This is a genomic window from Komagataeibacter xylinus, assembly GCF_031081985.1.
GTDB classification, from domain to species: domain Bacteria; phylum Pseudomonadota; class Alphaproteobacteria; order Acetobacterales; family Acetobacteraceae; genus Komagataeibacter; species Komagataeibacter xylinus_E.
Genome location: NZ_JARWSK010000003.1, coordinates 386,744 through 403,781, shown reverse-complemented (window position 1 = coordinate 403,781; position 17,038 = coordinate 386,744). Strand labels below are relative to the sequence as shown.

Annotated in this window: 13 protein-coding genes and 1 pseudogene; 10 read left to right on the top strand and 4 right to left on the bottom strand. The window is 67.1% G+C overall.

Annotated features, from left to right (window positions below; genetic code table 11):
* Positions 1-8: 8 nt before the first annotated feature.
* The 6 genes from mnmA (at position 9) to QEG70_RS07960 (ending at position 6,104) form a co-directional block, all read left to right on the top strand.
* Complete coding sequence (gene mnmA, locus QEG70_RS07985; RefSeq protein WP_308720168.1) at positions 9-1,106, top strand: tRNA 2-thiouridine(34) synthase MnmA; 1,098 nt, start codon at positions 9-11, stop codon at positions 1,104-1,106.
* A complete protein-coding gene (locus QEG70_RS07980) occupies positions 1,106-1,774 on the top strand; it encodes a glutathione S-transferase family protein (RefSeq protein WP_308720237.1) in 669 nt (222 codons plus the stop codon). Before mnmA ends, QEG70_RS07980 begins: the two co-directional genes overlap by 1 nt.
* A 14-nt stretch (positions 1,775-1,788) precedes the next feature.
* The gene (locus QEG70_RS07975) at positions 1,789-2,883 is read left to right on the top strand and encodes a glycosyltransferase family 4 protein (protein WP_308720236.1); all 1,095 of its coding nucleotides are present in this window, start codon (positions 1,789-1,791) and stop codon (positions 2,881-2,883) included.
* Positions 2,884-2,983: 100 nt separating this feature from the next.
* Positions 2,984-3,985, top strand: a complete 1,002-nt coding sequence (locus tag QEG70_RS07970) for a CobW family GTP-binding protein (protein WP_308720167.1) — start codon at positions 2,984-2,986, stop codon at positions 3,983-3,985.
* Complete coding sequence (locus QEG70_RS07965; protein ID WP_308720166.1) at positions 3,982-5,043, top strand: WD40 repeat domain-containing protein; 1,062 nt, start codon at positions 3,982-3,984, stop codon at positions 5,041-5,043. Before QEG70_RS07970 ends, QEG70_RS07965 begins: the two co-directional genes overlap by 4 nt.
* Positions 5,044-5,066: 23 nt before the next feature.
* On the top strand, positions 5,067-6,104 hold the full coding sequence (locus QEG70_RS07960) for a glycosyltransferase (protein ID WP_308720165.1): 1,038 nt from the start codon (positions 5,067-5,069) through the stop codon (positions 6,102-6,104).
* 79 nt (positions 6,105-6,183) lie between these two features.
* Here QEG70_RS07960 and QEG70_RS07955 read toward each other — a convergent pair.
* The 3 genes and pseudogenes from QEG70_RS07955 to QEG70_RS07945 all read right to left on the bottom strand — a co-directional run bounded on the left by QEG70_RS07955 (position 6,184) and on the right by QEG70_RS07945 (position 9,725).
* Positions 6,184-7,513 (bottom strand): annotated as a pseudogene (locus QEG70_RS07955) (chloride channel protein).
* A 168-nt stretch (positions 7,514-7,681) separates the two neighbouring features.
* Positions 7,682-8,584, bottom strand: coding sequence for a cation diffusion facilitator family transporter (locus QEG70_RS07950; protein WP_308720164.1), 903 nt, complete (start codon positions 8,582-8,584; stop codon positions 7,682-7,684).
* 22 nt (positions 8,585-8,606) lie between these two features.
* Positions 8,607-9,725: a cation diffusion facilitator family transporter gene (locus QEG70_RS07945; RefSeq protein ID WP_308720163.1), complete on the bottom strand. Its 1,119-nt coding sequence runs from the start codon at positions 9,723-9,725 to the stop codon at positions 8,607-8,609.
* A gap of 151 nt (positions 9,726-9,876) precedes the next feature.
* Between QEG70_RS07945 and QEG70_RS07940 the strand changes: the two genes are divergently transcribed.
* The gene (locus QEG70_RS07940) at positions 9,877-11,562 is read left to right on the top strand and encodes an NAD(P)/FAD-dependent oxidoreductase (protein ID WP_308720162.1); all 1,686 of its coding nucleotides are present in this window, start codon (positions 9,877-9,879) and stop codon (positions 11,560-11,562) included.
* Between the two features lie 109 nt (positions 11,563-11,671).
* Here QEG70_RS07940 and QEG70_RS07935 read toward each other — a convergent pair whose 3' ends face one another.
* Positions 11,672-13,921, bottom strand: a complete 2,250-nt coding sequence (locus QEG70_RS07935; RefSeq protein ID WP_308720161.1) for a primosomal protein N' — start codon at positions 13,919-13,921, stop codon at positions 11,672-11,674.
* Between the two features lie 193 nt (positions 13,922-14,114).
* Between QEG70_RS07935 and QEG70_RS07930 the strand changes: the two genes are divergently transcribed.
* From QEG70_RS07930 to QEG70_RS07920, 3 genes are read left to right on the top strand one after another with little or no spacing between them, the layout of a single operon-like run.
* On the top strand, positions 14,115-15,107 hold the full coding sequence (locus QEG70_RS07930; RefSeq protein WP_308720160.1) for a tyrosine recombinase XerC: 993 nt from the start codon (positions 14,115-14,117) through the stop codon (positions 15,105-15,107).
* A gap of 12 nt (positions 15,108-15,119) precedes the next feature.
* Complete coding sequence (gene pip, locus QEG70_RS07925; protein WP_308720159.1) at positions 15,120-16,076, top strand: prolyl aminopeptidase; 957 nt, start codon at positions 15,120-15,122, stop codon at positions 16,074-16,076.
* Positions 16,076-17,023: an aspartyl protease family protein gene (locus QEG70_RS07920; RefSeq protein ID WP_374762570.1), complete on the top strand. Its 948-nt coding sequence runs from the start codon at positions 16,076-16,078 to the stop codon at positions 17,021-17,023. The genes pip and QEG70_RS07920 overlap by 1 nt, the downstream gene beginning before the upstream one ends.
* Positions 17,024-17,038: the final 15 nt, after the last annotated feature.

Sequence of the window (17,038 nt, the reverse complement as noted above, 5' to 3'; positions counted from 1 at the left end):
CCGAGCCCATGCGTATTCTTGTGGCCATGTCTGGCGGGGTGGACAGTTCCGTCGTTGCAGCACGCCTCGTGGCCGAGGGGCACGAGGTCATTGGCGCGACCCTCCAGCTCTACGATTCCCGCGAGAGCAAGAAAAAGGGCGCCTGCTGCGCCGGGCGCGACATCCACGACGCCCGCCGCGTGGCCGACAGGCTCGGCATCCCCCATTACGTGATCGACGCCGAGCGCCGCTTCCATGACAGCGTGATCGACACCTTCGCCAATGCCTATGCCGCGGGCGAGACCCCGGTGCCGTGCGTTGCGTGCAATCAGGGCGTGAAATTCACCGATCTTCTGGGCATGGCGCGTGACCTTGGGGTCGATGCCATGGCCACCGGCCATTACGTGCGCCGGGTGGAAGGCCCTGACGGCGTCGAGATGCACCGCCCCGTTGATGAAGGGCGCGACCAGTCCTGGTTCCTGTTCGCCACCACGCGCGACCAGCTTGAGTTCCTGCGCTTTCCGCTGGGCGACATGCCCGACAAGGCCGCCGTCCGTGCCGAGGCCGAGCGCTTTGGCCTTGCCGTGGCCGCCAAGCCCGACAGCCAGGACCTGTGCTTCGTGACCGATGGCTCCTATGCCGCCCTGGTGGAAAAGCTGCGCCCCGACATAACCGGCGCGGGCGAGATCGTGGACCGCTCCGGCCATGTTGTCGGCCAGCATGAAGGCGTGAGCCGCTACACCGTGGGCCAGAGCAAGCGGCTGGGCAATGCGGCCATGCTGGCGGGCGAGCGGCAGATGGTTGTGGGCATCGAGCCTGCCAGCCGCCGCGTGGTGATCGGCCCGCGCGCCCAGGCCGTGGCTCGCACGCTGGTGCTGCGCAACATGAACTGGCTGGTACCGCAGCCGGGGCCTGATGGTCTGCGCTGCGCGGTGCAGATCCGCGCGCGCGAGGCCGCGCGTGCCGCCACCGTATGGGCGCTGCCCGATGGTGCGGCCCGCGTGCTGCTCGATGAGGGGGCCGTGCCCGCGCCGGGGCAGGCCTGCGTGATGTATGATGGCAGCCGGGTGCTCGGCGGCGGGTTCATTCGCCGCGTCGAGGCCGAAGGCGAAGGAAAGGCGGCATGATGAACGACAGTATTCTGGTCATTGGCACGCGGCGATATTCATCATGGTCGCTACGCGGCTGGCTTGCGGTGCGTCTGGCGGGGCTTGACGTGCGCGAGCAGGTGATCCCGCTGGCCGATAATGGCGAGACACCCGCCATCCGCACCATCTCGCCCAATGGCAAGGTGCCTTACCTTGAGCATCAGGGGGCTGCCGTGTGGGAGAGCCTCGCGATCTGTGAATACTGCGCCGAGCAGGCCCCCGGCCTGTGGCCTGCCGATGCCCGCGCGCGTGCCTATGCCCGCAGCATCGCTGCCGAGATGCATGCGGGCTTTCGTGCCGTGCGTGCCGCCATGCCCATGAATACCGGGCGCGAGAACCGCCCGCTGGCCGCAGGCACCACGGCGGATATTGATGCCGACATCGCGCGGATCGACGCGATCTGGACCGAGGCGCGGCTTGATTTTGGCAAGGATGGCGATTTCCTGTTCGGGGAAAAATTCGGCATGGCGGATGCCATGTTCGCGCCCATCGTCTCGCGCTTCCTGTCCTATGGGGTCAGCCCCTCGCCGGAATCACGGGCCTACATGACCGCCGTGCGCGCGCATCCGCTCATGGAGGAATGGTACCAGCTTGCCGCCCAGGAACCAAAGCAGTGGCAGCAGGCGCGCTTTGAGGACATCGGCTGATCTCCGTGGACGCCTTGCCGTGGCGCGTGGCGGTGGTGCTGCCCGCGCGTGAAGGTTTCAGCACGGGGGCGGTGGGCGCCATCGGCCTGCAGGTCGCAGCCCTTGCCGGCCCGAATGATGTCATCATCGGCGCGCCGGTGGCAGGCCCCACGCTGCTGCCCGACCATGAATACCGGCCCGTGCGCCCCGGCCTGTGGCCGCCGGGCAGCCGCAGCCACCGTTATGCCGCTGGCGTGCTGCGCATCGTGCATGACATCGGCCCTGCAGTGGTCGAGGTGCATAACCGCCCTGATACCGCGCTGCATATTGCGCGCAGCCGCCCCGGCCAGCATGTGCTGCTGGTGTTGCATAACGACCCGCAGGGCATGCGCGGGGCCGAGACGCCCACCCGCCGCGCGGACCTGCTGCGGTGGATGAACGTGGCCTGCGTGTCCGGCTGGGTGCGCCAGCGCTTCCTTGAAGGCGTGCCCGCTGCCGATGCGCAGCGGGTTGGCGTCTCGCCCAACGGGGTGGCCATTCCCGCCAGCGTGCCGCCCATGACGGATCGCGCGCAACAGGTGCTGTTTGCCGGGCGCATGGTCGAGACCAAGGGGGCGGACCTGTTCGTTGCGGCCTGTGCCCGGCTTGCCCCCGCTTACCCCGGCTGGCGCTTTGACATGATCGGGGCCGACCGGTTTCGCGCCGATGCGCCGGTAACGCCCTTCATGGCGGAACTGCTGCCCCGCGCGCAGGCGGCAGGCATCGGGCTTGAGGGTTACCGCCCGCATGCGGATGTGCTGGCCGCCATGGCGCGGGCGGCCATTGTGGTGGTGCCCAGCCGCTGGCCCGAACCCTTTGGCCTTGCGGCGCTGGAGGCCATGGCGGCGGGTGCCGCCCTCGTGGCCGCCCCCACCGGCGGCCTGCCGGAGGTGGTGGGCGATGGCGGCGTGCTGTGTTCACCCCAGCCCCCGGCAGAACTCGCACGCGCCATTGGCCGCCTGATCGATGATCCGGCCCTGCGGGCGGATATTGCCGCGCGGGGCCGCGCGCAGGCGCTGCGCTTTGGCGTGGAGCATGCCCGTGCCTGCCGCGCCCACATGCGGGCCGAAGCCCTGCGCCGCCGCACCTGACGCCGCATTTTGCGTTTTTATGCCGCGCGGGTATGGGACGGGGCCGTGCGCCGTCCTATATCTGGGCACACAAGGCTCATGCCCAAACACTGGAGGTTCCATGTCCGATACCGTTCAGGCCGCTCCTGACACCAAAGCTGCGAACACCCTCGTGCCGGTTACGGTGCTGACGGGCTTCCTCGGCGCAGGCAAGACCACGCTGCTCAACCATATCCTCACCGCCGAGCATGGCCGCAAATACGCGGTTGTGGTCAACGAGTTTGGCGAGCTTGGCGTGGACAACGACCTCGTGGTCGATGCCGACGAGGAAGTGTTCGAGATGAACAACGGCTGCATCTGCTGCACCGTGCGCGGCGACCTGATCCGCATCCTCGGCAACCTCATGAAGCGCCGCGCCAGGTTCGACGGCATCATCGTCGAGACCACCGGCCTTGCCGACCCCGCCCCCGTGGCCCAGACCTTCTTTGTCGATGAAGACGTGCGCGGCAAGACCCGGCTTGATGCAGTGGTGACCGTGGTCGATGCCTATAACGTGCTCCAGACGCTGGAAGAAAGCCCCGAGGCGGTGAACCAGATCGCCTTTGCCGATGTCATCATCCTCAACAAGGTCGATCTTGTGGATGAAGCGGGCCTCGAGGCGATTGAAAAGCGCATCCGCTCGATCAATTCCGTCTGCCGCCTCCACCGCGCAAAGCGGGGCGACGTGCCATTGTCCGATGTGCTCGATCAGGGCGGCTTCGACCTCCAGCGCGCGCTCGAGCATGCCCCCAACTTCCTTGAGGACACCAGCCACTCGCACGAGGCGGACGTGACGTCCATGTCGTTTGAGGTGGAGGAACCGCTTGACGCCGCCAAGTTCCAGGCATGGATCGGCGCCGTGCTGCAGGAGCAGGGGGCGGACATCCTGCGCGCCAAGGGCATCCTGAACTATGCGGGCGAGGACCAGCGCTTCGCGTTCCAGGCGGTGCACATGATGGCCGATGGCGGCTTTATCGGCCCATGGAAGAAGGATGAGCCGCATGTGTCGCGCCTTGTCTTCATTGGCCGCAACCTCAACCGCCCGCAACTGCGCCGTGGTTTTGAAAGCTGCCGTGCGAAATGAGCGGCACCATGAACGACACCATGCCCCCCTCGCTGCTCGAACGCCGGGGTGCCCAGCGCCAGCTTGAAGGGCAGATTACCGGCTGCGCCATTGCGCGTGATAGCCAGCAGGTCGCGTTCGCCACCGCCGAGGGCGACGTGATGGTGGCCGCCCGCGCCGACTGGGGCCGCTCGGATGCATGGGATGTGCAGACCGTGCATGATGGCGCGGTGCTGTCCATCGCCCCCGATGCCGCGCCCACCGGCTTCCTGACCGGCGGCGATGACAACAGCCTGCGCCGGATTGCGGCTGATGGCAGCGTGAGCGAACTGGCAAAAGGCCGCCGCTGGATCGAGCACATCACCACCTGGGCAAATGACAAGGGCGGCGTGATCGCCTTTGCCGCAGGCAAGCAGGTCGAACTGCGCGATGCGGCAGGCCGTGACACGCTCAAGGTGCTCGAGCATCCTTCCACCGTCAGCGGCATCGTGTTCGATGCCAAGGGCAAGCGCATCGCGGCCTCGCACTATAATGGCGCGTCGATGTGGTTCGTGCAGGCCAAGGTGGATACCCCCCGCCAGCTTGAATGGAAGGGCAGCCATATCGGCATCGCCATCCACCCTGCGGGCGAGGCGCTGGTCACCTCCATGCAGGAATCGGAGCTGCATGGCTGGCGGCTGGCGGATGGGCATAACATGCGCATGAGCGGCTACCCCACCAAGGTGCAGTCCATGGCCTTTACGCGCAATGGCAAGTGGCTGGTGACCAGCGGGGCGGACACCATCGTGATGTGGCCGTTCTTTGGTGGTGGCCCGATGGGCAAGCCCCCGGCGGAGGCAGGCGGCATTCCCGGCATCATGTGCACCCGTGTTGCCTGCCACCCCGTGCATGACATCGTGGCCGCAGGCTTTGCAGATGGCGCGGTGCTGATGGTCGATACCAATGCCCAGCGCCTGCTGCCGGTCAGCATGGCGGGCGAGGGGGCGGTAACCGCGCTGGCCTTCAGCCCCGATGGCTGCGCGCTGGCCTTTGGCACGGAAGATGGCCGCGCCGCCGTGATCGACCTGTCGGCCAAATAAAGCAGCAGGGGGGCGGAAAACACATGCGGGTGCTGCATGTCATGGCCGCAAAAGGCAATGGCGGGGCGGAGCTTTATGCTACCGATGTCATGTGCAGCCTGCATGAGGCCGGGCTTGAACAGGGCATTGTCATGCACCCCGCGGCCCCCCGCGTGCCCGCCATGCGGGCGGCGGGCATGCAGGTGGATACCGGCCCCCTGCGCCTGCCGCTCCGCCCTGCGGCCCGCTACGCCATGCGGCGGCTGATCGGGCGCGTCAGGCCCGACCTCATTCATTGCTGGCTGCGGCGCGCTGCCGAGATCGTGCCTGCGGGCACCGGGGTGCCGGTCATCGGCTGGTTCGGCAATTACAAGGATCTGCGTGCCTTTGCGCATTGCGACTGGTTCGTGGGCTGCACGGCGGATATGGCAGCCTCGATGGTGGCGCGTGGCGCACCAGCGGAGCGGGTGGCCTATATTCCCACCTTCCCCTCCGTCAAACCGCAGCCGCCGGTATCGCGGCAGGCGCTCGATACGCCGCCCGATGCCCCGGTGCTGCTGGTGCTCTCGCGCCTGCACCCGGCCAAGGGGCTGGAAACCCTGCTTGATGCGCTGCCCGCCCTGCCGCGCTGCCATGTGTGGCTGGCAGGCGAGGGCGAGCTGCGTGCCGCCCTTGGCGCGCAGGCGGCAAGGCTGGGTGTGGCGGATCGGGTGCATTTTCTGGGCTGGCGGTCGGACCGGGGCGCTTTGCTGGCGGCAGCGGATCTGTGCGTGCTGCCCTCGCGCTATGAACCGTTTGGCACCGTGATACTCGATGCCTGGTCAGCAGGCGTGCCGCTGGTGGCCTGTGCGGCCGACGGGCCACGCGCCCATATCCGCAATGGCGAGAACGGTATGCTGGTGCCGATTGATGATGCACCGGCGCTTGCTGCCGCCATCCGCGCGGTGATCGACGACCCCGCCCTTGCCGCGCATATCGCGGCAGGTGGCACGCGCGATTACGAGGCAGGCTTTACCCCACAGGCTGTAACCAGCCAATGGCTGGCCTTTTACGACCGGGTGATAAAGACAAAAAACGGATAAAAGTTTTTGGGTGCTGCCTTTTTTCAAAAAGGTGGCGTCTTTCGAAGCTTTTTGAAAAAAGCTTCACCAAAAACTTTTGTTATTTTACGGCAGTTTTTGCCACAGGCGGGGGCTTGGGCGCAGAGGCCATGCCATCAAGAAACGCCTCGGCCAGCGCCGCATAGAGCGGCTGCGAGCAGATCATGCGCGACACGCCATAGGCCAAAAATGACGTGGCCAGCAGCGCCAGCGTGACCTGCTGGTTGTCACACATTTCCATGACAATGACCGAGGCCGTCAGCGGTGACTGCACCACGGCGGAGAAATACGCCACCGTGCCCAGCAGCACCACGGCGCCCGGCGTGGTGTGCGGCAGGAACTGCGCCACCCACCCGCCAAACCCCGCCCCGATGGCAAGCGAGGGCGCAAACAGCCCGCCCGGAATGCCCGAGCAGTAGGAAATGATGGTGGCGATGAATTTGAGGATGAAGAACGAGGCGGGATAATGCGTCCGCCCATCAATGATTTCATGCGCCTGATAATAGCCGGTGCCATAGGTGATCCCGCCCGAGGCAATGCCCAGTATGGCCAGCAAAAGCCCGCATACGGCGGCGAACGCCACCGGCCGCCCCTTGGCAAAGCGCCCCAGCCCGCCGGGCAGGCCGCGCGTGGCCCGGATGAGAATGGCCGAGAACACGCCCCCGCCAATGCCCCCCAGAATGCCGCAGGTCGGCACCGCGATCCAGCTTATGCCAATGGGCACCACCACATCCGTGTGGCCGAAGTAACTGTAATTGCCCACAAGGGCGATGGCCGTCACACCCGACAGGATCACACCGGTGAGCATGGTGCCGCTGGTGCGCTGCTCAAACGAGTGGCTGAGTTCCTCGATGGCGAACACGATGCCCGCCAGCGGCGTGTTGAACGCGGCTGACACGCCCGAGGCCCCGCCCGCCAGGATCAGCCCGCGCCGCATGCTGATGGTGGACAGGTTGAGCCACCGCCCGCGCATGCATGATGGCGGCCCCGATCTGCACGCTTGGCCCCTCGCGCCCGATGGAGGCCCCCGCCACCAGCCCCAGCGAGGTCAGCACGATCTTGCCCGCCGCCACCCGCAGCGACAGCAGCCGGTCAACAATGGCAAAATTTTCAAGGTGCAGCGTGGCAATGGTCTGCGGTATGCCGCTGCCCTGCGCGCCGCGGAACCATGTGCGCGTCAGCCACGTTGAAAGCGCAAGCCCGCCCGGCGTCAGCACCAGCATCAGCCATGGGTTGAATGCGATGATGTGCGTGCGCAGGCTCGCTGCCGCATCGGCTGCCATGGCAAAGCCCACCGCCACCACGCCTACCACCACGGCCGCCGCCCAGCATGCGAGCTTGCGCCGCCACTGCTCGGTGGTAATCCGCGCGGAACGGCGCAGATGACGCATGTGTTTCCGGCGTATCTCGGTAAGGTCGGTTCGCATGCCCGGTAACGTACTTTCAGCAACTGCCCTGAAACGGGTAAAACCGGGTTTAGGCCATCCGGTTGCCCGGCAGGGGTGGTATTTATCGCAGGTCAGGCGGTCACTGGCAGAATATCCGCCCCTGCCGCCAGGTCACGGCAGCACCAGCACGCCGGTATGCTTGGCCTTGCGCTCGGGCTCGACATGGATGTTGATCAGCGCATCGCCCAGCCCCGCGCGCAGGCCATCCTCAACCCGGTCGCATATGTGGTGGGCTTCCTCTACGCTCATGGCGCCGGGCACGACAAGATGAAACTCGATAAACGTCATGGCGCCCACAATGCGCGCGCGGATGTCATGCGCCTCCATCGCGCCGGTGGCGGTGTGCGAGATGATGGAGCGGATCTCGCCCAGCGTCTCGGAATTGGGGGCCTCGTCCATCAGCCCCGCGATGGAGGTGCGCATCATCTCCCACCCCGTGCGCAGCACGTTCACCGCAATCAGGGCGGCAAGCAGCGGGTCGAGCCACAAAAAGCCGGTGAGCGGAATCAGCACGAACCCCGTGATCAGCACTGCCGATGTCCAGACATCGGACAGCACATGGTGCCCGCTGGCCACCAGTGCGGGTGAATGGCGCGCCCGCCCCAACCGCAGCAGGAACAGCCCCCACACCAGGTTGAGCACGCCCGCGCCGCCATTGAGCGCAATGCCGCGCCACGAATCCTGTGGCGCATGCATGTGCTGGAAGCCGATCCATGCCTCATGCGCGATGGTGATGGCGGTAATGACCACCAGCACCCCTTCCGCCACGGCGGAGAGGTATTCGGCCTTGTAGTGGCCATAGGTGTGGTTGTGGTCGGGCGGGAGGCTTGCCACCCGCAGCGCCCACAGCCCGGCCACGGCGGAGACCACGTTGATGATGGTCTCGATGGCATCGGAATACAGCGCAATGCTGTCGGTCACCCGCCAGGCGGCATATTTCATGCCCAGGGCGATGAGGCTGACGACAACGCTGCACCAGGCCGCGCGGATCTTGGGGTCGGTACGGGCAAACATGCTGAACAGGCGGTCCTTGCGATCAGACGGAGTGGGCTTCGGCCAGAATGCACTCATTGGCATCGGTCAGGGTTTCAATCTGCAAGGTGGGATGAACAATGCCAAAGCGGGCCTGCAGCTCGGCTGCCGCGCGGTTCAGCAGGCCATCAGGGGCGTGGCCCTGCTCGCCCGCCGCGCGCACGAGGTGAACGGTCAGCGCGGTTTCGGTGGTGCTGATGGGCCATATATGCAGGTCATGCAGGTCGCACACGCCGGGCAGCGTGCGCAGGAAGGCGGCGACAGCGGCAGGGTCGATGCCACGCGGCACGCGGTCAAGCGCCATGTCGAGCGAATCACGCAGCAGCGACCATGTGGCAAGAATGATGGAAAGCGACACCACAAGGCAGATGACGGGGTCGATGCGCAGCCAGCCGGTCAGCAAAATCAGGCCGCCGCCCGCCACCACGGCCAGCGCCATCACCGCGTCGGATGCCATGTGCAGGAACGCACCATGCAGGTTGAGGTCCTTCTTGCCGCCACTGGCAAACAGCAGCGCGGTCAGCCCGTTCACCACGATGCCGATCCCGGCCACCACCATCACCGCAACGCCTGCCACCGGGTGCGGGTGGATCAGCCGCAGCACGGCCTCCCACATGATGCCGCCAGTCACGACCAGCAGGGCCACGGCATTGCCAAGGGCAGCGAGGATGGAAGACCGGCGCAGCCCGTAGGTGAAATTGGCGCTCGGCGAGCGGCGCGAGAGGATTTCGGCCAGCCATGCAGCCCCGAGGGCTAGCACGTCGGACAGGTTATGCCCCGCATCGGCCAGCAGCGAGAGCGCATGGCTGCGCACGCCCCACACCGCCTCGCCCGCTACATAGACAAGGTTGAGCGCAATGCCGATGGCAAACGCCCGTCCGTAGGAGGCCGGCGTGTGCACATGGTGGTGGCCGAACAGTCCGCCGCCATGCCCGTGATCGTGCCCGCAGCCCCCCTCATGCCCGTGGTCCGCATGGGCGTCATGGTCATGGCCGCAGTCATGGTCCGCCTCAGGGTGTGCATGGGCATCCTGCGCGTGGTCGTGGCTGCAGGCCGGACCGTGCGCTGGCGGGGTGGCATGGTCATGGCCATCTGCGCCATGGTTGTGTTGGCATTCGCCCATGGGGCCTGAATCCATATTGATCGGGAGGGGCAGGGTATCGCCGCCTTCCTAGCAGAAGGTTACGGCGCGTCGCCAGCATTTAGCACATTCCTGTGCGCGGCCCCGGCGTGATATGGCTCCCGCACTGCCACCAGCCACGGAAAACCCGCCCATGATCCGACTGACCGAACTGCGCCTGCCCATCGCGCATGACGAAGCCGCACTGGAACAGGCGGTAGCCGAACGGCTGGGCGTGGCACGGGCGGATATCGAAGCCATCACCATCTTCCGCCGTGGCCATGACGCCCGCCACCGGCACCGCATGATGCTGGTCTATACCGTGGACTGCGCCGTGCGCGACGAGGCCGCCGTGCTCGCCGCCCATGCAGGCGCGCGCAACATCATGCCCACGCCTGACACCACCTACCGTTTTGCGGTGGATGATGGCCCGGCCCTTGCCGCGCGGCCCGGTTTTGCGCGCCCGGTGGTGATCGGGGCGGGGCCGTGCGGGCTGATGGCGGCCCTCGTGCTGGCGCAGATGGGCCTGCGCCCGCTGGTGCTCGAGCGCGGCAAGGTGGTGCGCGAGCGCACGGTCGACACTTTTGCCCTGTGGCGCAAATCCATCCTCAACCCCGAGAGCAACGTGCAGTTTGGCGAAGGGGGTGCGGGCACCTTCTCCGATGGCAAGCTGTACAGCCAGGTCAGCGATCCGCGCCATTATGGCCGCAAGGTGCTGGCCGAGTTCGTGCGCGCGGGCGCCCCGCCCGAGATCGAATACCTCTCGCGCCCGCATATCGGCACGTTCCGGCTGGTGTCGATGGTCGAGCATATCCGCGCCGAGATCGAGGCGCTGGGCGGCGAATACCGCTTTGGTGCGCACGTGACCGAGTTCGTGACCGGCGATGACGGCGCGGGAAGCAGGCGCATCCGCGCGCTGCGCCTGGCGGATGGGGATGAGATTGTGGCCAGCCACGTGGTGCTGGCCATTGGCCACAGCGCGCGCGACACGTTCGGCGCGCTGCATGCGGCAGGCGTTGCCATGGTGGCCAAGCCGTTTTCCATCGGGGTGCGCATCGAGCACCCGCAATCGGTCATCAACACCGCCCGCTATGGCCAGCCCGAGGCCGTGCCGCTGCTGGGGGCTGCGGATTACAAGCTGGTGCACCACGCCAGCAATGGCCGCGCGGTCTATTCCTTCTGCATGTGCCCCGGCGGCACGGTGGTGGCCGCAACATCGGAGGTGGGGCAGGTGGTGACCAATGGCATGAGCCAGTATTCCCGCGCCGAGCGCAACGCCAATGCAGGCCTGGTGGTGGGGGTCACGCCGGAGCGCGACTATCCCGGCGGCCCGCTTGCGGGCATTGCCTTCCAGCGTGAATGGGAACGGCGTGCGTTCGAGGCCGGGGGCGGGGCCTATTTCGCGCCCGCGCAGACGGTGGGCGACTTCCTTGATGGCGTGGCCTCCACCACCCTTGGCGCGGTCGTGCCGTCCTACCGCCCCGGCGTGACACCGACCGACCTTGCAACCTGCCTGCCCGAGTTCGCGGTGGCGGCCATGCGCGAGGCCCTGCCGCATTTTGACAGCAAGCTGGCAGGCTTCTCCATGCGGGATGCGGTGATGACGGGGGTGGAAACCCGCACATCATCCCCGCTGCGTATTCCGCGCGGGGTGGACGGGCAGGGCATGAACCTGCGCGGGCTGTTCCCGGCAGGCGAGGGGGCGGGTTATGCTGGGGGCATTCTCTCGGCGGGGATTGATGGCATCCGCATTGCCGAGGCCGTGGCCCTGTCGCTGGCGGGGCGGGATGTGGAGCAGGCGCTGCACCGGGGCATGACCCATGCCACCGAGGCGCAGTAAAGCCCTAAAGAAGTAAAAGTTTTTGGTGAAGCTTTTTTCAAAAAGCTTCGATAAATGCAGCCTTTTTGAAAAAAGGCTGCACCCAAAAACTTTTATCTGTTTTTCCTCTCTACAGGAACGAGACCGGGTCAATATCCACGTCAATCCGCGCCCCGCGCTCGGGTTTCACGCGGCTGAGCCATTCGCGCATGATGGGCTGCACCGCAATGTTGCGCCGCGCGCGCAACAGCAGCCGGTGGCGGTGCCGCCCGCGCAGAATGGCCAGCGGTGCCGGTGCCGGGCCAAGAACCTGCACGCCATCAAGCCGTGGCGCGTTCTGGCCAAGGGCGCGGGCGGTCAGCTCGGCGGCATCAGGCGTTTCAGCACTTACGATCAGGGCGGCGAGCCTGCCATAAGGCGGCCAGAAGCCGGGGCGGCGCTGCTCGGCCTCCTGCTCCATGAAGCTGCCGAAATTACCCGAAACCAGCGCCTGCATCACCGGATGGTCGGGCACGTAGCTCTGCAACAGCACCCGGCCCGGTGCCTCCGCACGGCCCGCACGCCCTGCCACCTGGTGCAGAAGCTGCACCGTGCGCTCCGAGGCCCGCAGGTCGCCGCCGCCAAGGCCAAGATCGGCATCGACAATGCCCACAAGGGTAAGGTGCGGGAAGTGCCAGCCCTTCGCCACGATCTGGGTGCCGATCACAAGATCCACCTCGCGCCGGGCAATGCGCTCGACGGCGGCAGCGGTGGCGGCGGGGCCGCTGAGCGTATCACTCGCCATGACCAGAATCCGTGCGTCGGGGAAGGTGGCGCGCGCCTCCTCCGTTATGCGCTCCACGCCGGGGCCGATGGGGGTCAGGCTGTCGGCATCGGCGCATTTGGGGCAGGTCTGGGGAATGGGCTCGTCATACCCGCAATGGTGGCAGGTCAGGATATGGCGCGCACGGTGCTCGACCAGCCAGGCGGTGCAGTTGGGGCACTGCATGCGGTGGCCGCAGGTGCGGCATAGCGTGAGCGGCGCATAGCCCCGGCGGTTGAGGAACAGCATGGCCTGCTCGCCCCGGCCCACGGCGTCGTTGATCGCCCCGGTCAGCACGGGGGAAAGGAACAGCCCGCGCTCGGGCGGGTCGGCGCGCATGTCCAGCGTTTCCACCAAGGGCATGGTGGCATTGCCGTGGCGGGCCGTGAGCTTGAGGTGCCGGTAGCGGCCCGCGCCCACATTGGCCAGGCTTTCAAGGCTGGGGGTGGCCGAGACCAGCACGATGGGGGCTTTGCTCATGCGCGCGCGCACCACCGCCATGTCACGCGCGTGGTAGGTCACGCCATCTTCCTGCTTGAAGGCGGTCTCGTGTTCTTCATCGACAATGATCAGCCCAAGCTGGTCAAACGGCAGGAACAGCGCCGAGCGCGCGCCCACCACCACGCGGGCCGTGCCATCGGCCACCGCCCGCCATGTCACGCGCCGCAGCCTTGCCCCAAGGTCGGAGTGCCACAGCGCGGGTTCCGCGCCAAAGCGGCGGGCAAAGCGCCCGGTCCACTGGGCCGAGAGCGCGATTTCGGGCAGCAGCACCAGCGCCTGTTTTCCCGCCTCAAGGCAGGCGGCGATGGCCTCCATGTAGATCTCGGTCTTGCCTGATCCGGTCACCCCTTCCAGCAGGGTGATGGAAAAGCTGTTCTCATCCACCCTTGCCCGCAATTCGGTCGCAACCTCGGCCTGATTGCCGCCCAGCGTGGGCGGGCAATGGGCAGGGTCGGGTGTGGCGAAGGGCGGCGGGGGCGTGATTTCAACCGCGCGCAGGGCGCCCGCCTGCGCCAGGCCGCGAATCACGGCCGCCCCCACGCCCGCCCGGCGGGCGAGTTCGGCGGCGGGGAGCGGCGGGCCTGCGCCTGCAATGTCCAGCACTTTCTGGCGGGCGGGGGTCAGCCGGAGGTCGGCAGGCAATGTGGCGGCAGCGCTGTAGCCCGTGCTGGGCCTGGGCAGGGCGGCCAGCGCATTGGCCCGCAGCGCCATGGCCAGCACCATGCCGGGCGGCGAGAGCGTATAGGCGGCCACCCAGTCCACGAACTGGCGCAGTTGCGCGGGCAGCGGTGGCAGGTCAAGGCGGGCGGCCACGGGCTTGAGGCGGCTGGTGGCGACCTCACGCGCGGGTGGTGGCATGAATTCAGGCGGCAGGTTGGGGGCGGCATCCCAGATCACACCGGTTTCGGTGCGGCGGCCGAGCGGCACGCTTACAATATCGCCGGGGCGGGCATCGGCCAGACGCGGCGGCAGCAGGTAGTCCAGTGGCCCGGCAAAGGGCAAGGTAAGCATGACCCGCACGCGCCCGTCAGGGGCGGGGGGCAACAGGTCCGTCTGGGTGGGGTTGCGATGCGGCATGTGTTTTTCTACCGTCAGGCATCGGCTGTGTCTTGTCCATCCGTAAGGCATGGCGCATCCATCGCCCCGACAAGACATTATTTTGAAACAAGACATTGAGAATAGGTGATAAAAGTTTTCGGGTGCCGCCTTTTTTCAAAAAGGCGGCGTTCTTCAGCAGAAACTTTTTTCAGTCAGGCAAAGGGCAGGCGGCATGATGGCAACCGGGGCACGCGATGCCTTTCTGCAGTGGATGGAAACCGAACGCCGGGCTTCCCCCCTCACGCTTACGGCCTATCGCGGTGATCTGGACCGCTTTCTGTCCTTCCTCATGGGGCATCTGGGCGCGGAACCCGATATGGGGGCGCTGGCGGGGCTTTCACTGGCGGACCTGCGGGCCTGGCTGGCCCATGAGCATAATGCCGCCCTGACCGGCAGCCGCGCCACCACGCAGGACCGTGCGGCGCGCACGCGGGCAAGGCGGGTCTCCGCGCTGCGCTCGTTCTATCGCTACCTTGCCCGCTATCACGGAGTGGACAACCCGGCTCCGGCCCTGCTGGCCACGCCGCGCACCCGCCGCCCGCTGCCCCGCCCGCTGCCAAGGCCCGATGCGCTCGAGGTGCCCGAAGGTGTTGCCGACATCGCCCACACCCCCATGGCGCAGGTGCGTGACGGGGCGCTGTTCATGCTGCTGTACGGCTGCGGGCTGCGCATCTCGGAGGCGCTGGGGCTGGAGGTGCGTGATTTTGATCAGGCGGCCAGTCTTGGCAACCCGGTGCAGGGCGATGGCGTGCTGCGCATTCGCGGCAAGGGCGGCAAGGAGCGCATGGTGCCGGTGCTGCCGCAGGTCATGCAGGCGCTCAGGCGGTGGCGCAATGCCCACCCGCTGCCCCAGCCCGATGCACCGCTGTTTGTGGGCGTGCGCGGCGGGCGGCTGCAGGCGGGCATTGCCCAGCGCGCCATGCGCACGTGGCGGCACATGGCGGGCCTGCCCGAGCATGCAACCCCGCATGCGCTGCGGCATTCCTTCGCAACGCACCTGATGGAAGGCGGCGCCGACCTGCGCGTGATCCAGGACCTGCTCGGCCATGCCAGCCTGTCCACCACCCAGCGCTACACCCTGGCCGATGAGGCGCGGCTGATGGATGTCTGGACACGCGCCCATCCGCATGCCACCACCGACACCCCGCCCGATACTGCCCGATGAACAGGAAAATCCATGCCTGAGCGGTTTGCCTACCCTCCCATCGACCCCTACGACCACGGCTGGCTTGATACGGGGGAGGGGCACCGCGTTTACTGGGAACTGTGCGGCAACCCCGATGGCATTCCCGTAGTGTTCGTGCATGGCGGCCCCGGCGGCGGGTGCTCGGCCTTCCAGCGCCGCATGTTCGACCCCGCGCGCTACCGTATCCTTCTGTTCGACCAGCGTGGCTGCGGGCGCTCCACGCCGCATGCATCCCTCAAGCACAACACGACATGGCACCTCGTGGCCGACATGGAGCGCCTGCGCGTGCTCACGGGGGCGGAGCGGTGGATGGTGTTTGGTGGCTCGTGGGGCTCCACGCTGGCGCTGGCCTATGCGCAGACCCACCCCGGGCGGGTCACCGCGCTGGTCATGCGCGGCATCTTCACCCTGCGCCGGGCGGAACTGCTGTGGTATTATCAGGAAGGGGCGTCATGGCTCTTCCCCGACCTGTGGGAGCAGTTCCTTGCCCCCATCCCGCCCGAGGAACGCGGCGACCTGATCACGGCCTATAACCGCCGCCTGACCGGCCCGGACCAGGACGTGCAGATCGAGGCCGCCATCGCCTGGAGCGTGTGGGAAGGCCGCACCATCACCCTGCGCCCCGCCCCCGATACCGCCACCCGGCACGGCGACCCGCGCTACGCGCTGGCCTTCTCGCGCATCGAGAACCATTATTTCATCAATGCGGGCTGGCTGGAGGAGGGGCAGTTGATCCGTGATGTGGACCGCATCCGCCACATCCCCGCCATCATCGTGCAGGGGCGCTATGACGTGGCGACCCCCATGCGCACGGCATGGGACCTGCACCGCGCCTGGCCGGAGGCGGATTTTCAGGTTGTTGATATTGCAGGCCATGCCATGACCGATCCCGGCATTATCGAAACCCTGCTTGCCGCGACCGATGCCATGGCGGAGCGTCTGGGCTAGTGGCGGCGGCCCGCAACACCCTGCTGGCCCTAGGGCTGGCCTGCGGCCTCGGTGTGGCCCATGCCGCAATCGCCGCCCCGGACGCCGCGCGGCTGTGCAACCACGAGCGCGTGGCGCAGGTGCCGCTGCGTGATGACGGGGGCTACCTTTCCATCGTCATCAGCATTGCAGGCCACAGCCTGAGCGCACTGGTCGATACCGGCTCCGATGGCGGGCTGCTCACGCCCGAGATGGTGGGCTACCTGCGCCTGCGCCTCGACCCCGAGCATGAAACGGTGGTGCATGGCACCGGCGGCGTGGCGCAGGCCACGCCCAATGCCATCGTGCCCGACCTGCGGGTTGGCGGGGTGGATTTTGGCGCGCGCTCCGTGCCGGTGGGCGAACTGCCCGGCCAGCCGATGATCCAGCCGCCGGTGGCGGGGCTGCTTGGTGGCGATATCCTCTCGCGCTTCGATCTCGACATGGATGTGCCCGGCGGCACGCTGAGCCTGTGGAACATCCAGCACGGCTCGCTCGCCTGCGCCCCTCCGCCCGCGTGGGATGGCCCGTATGAAAGCCTGCCCCTGCGGCGGCAGGACAACCGTTTCCTGCTTGAGGTCAAGCTTGATGGCAGGCCGGTCACGGCGCTGCTCGATAGCGGCGCGCGCTCGCGCATTGTCTCGCCCGACGTGGCGCACCGCGCGGGTGTTGCCCAGTCACAGCTTGAGCGCGACCCCGGTGGGGTGACCGCCAGCGTGGATGGCCACAAGGACATCTATCACTGGCACCGTTTTGACAGCCTGCAGGTGGGCCACGAGCTTGAGCGCAATGTCACGCTCACCGTAGCCCCCCTGCGCGAGCACCTTGAAATGCTGCTTGGCTCGGACTGGTTCGCAAGCCACAGGGTGTGGATATCCTACGCCACCAGCCAGGCCTTTGTCCGCCCCGCGCGCGGGCAGGGCGGGTAGGCACGGGCCAGGGCG

What these genes read in the sequence shown, in the direction of transcription:
- QEG70_RS07940 (WP_308720162.1), top strand. Translation starts at nt 9,877, where the DNA reads ATGATCCGACTGACCGAACTGCGCCTGCCCATCGCGCATGACGAAGCC.
- QEG70_RS07965 (WP_308720166.1), top strand. Translation starts at nt 3,982, where the DNA reads ATGAGCGGCACCATGAACGACACCATGCCCCCCTCGCTGCTCGAACGC.
- pip (WP_308720159.1), top strand. Translation starts at nt 15,120, where the DNA reads ATGCCTGAGCGGTTTGCCTACCCTCCCATCGACCCCTACGACCACGGC.
- QEG70_RS07935 (WP_308720161.1), bottom strand. Translation starts at nt 13,921, where the DNA reads ATGCCGCATCGCAACCCCACCCAGACGGACCTGTTGCCCCCCGCCCCT.
- QEG70_RS07980 (WP_308720237.1), top strand. Translation starts at nt 1,106, where the DNA reads ATGAACGACAGTATTCTGGTCATTGGCACGCGGCGATATTCATCATGG.
- QEG70_RS07970 (WP_308720167.1), top strand. Translation starts at nt 2,984, where the DNA reads ATGTCCGATACCGTTCAGGCCGCTCCTGACACCAAAGCTGCGAACACC.
- QEG70_RS07960 (WP_308720165.1), top strand. Translation starts at nt 5,067, where the DNA reads ATGCGGGTGCTGCATGTCATGGCCGCAAAAGGCAATGGCGGGGCGGAG.
- QEG70_RS07945 (WP_308720163.1), bottom strand. Translation starts at nt 9,725, where the DNA reads ATGGGCGAATGCCAACACAACCATGGCGCAGATGGCCATGACCATGCC.
- QEG70_RS07950 (WP_308720164.1), bottom strand. Translation starts at nt 8,584, where the DNA reads ATGTTTGCCCGTACCGACCCCAAGATCCGCGCGGCCTGGTGCAGCGTT.
- mnmA (WP_308720168.1), top strand. Translation starts at nt 9, where the DNA reads ATGCGTATTCTTGTGGCCATGTCTGGCGGGGTGGACAGTTCCGTCGTT.
- QEG70_RS07930 (WP_308720160.1), top strand. Translation starts at nt 14,115, where the DNA reads ATGATGGCAACCGGGGCACGCGATGCCTTTCTGCAGTGGATGGAAACC.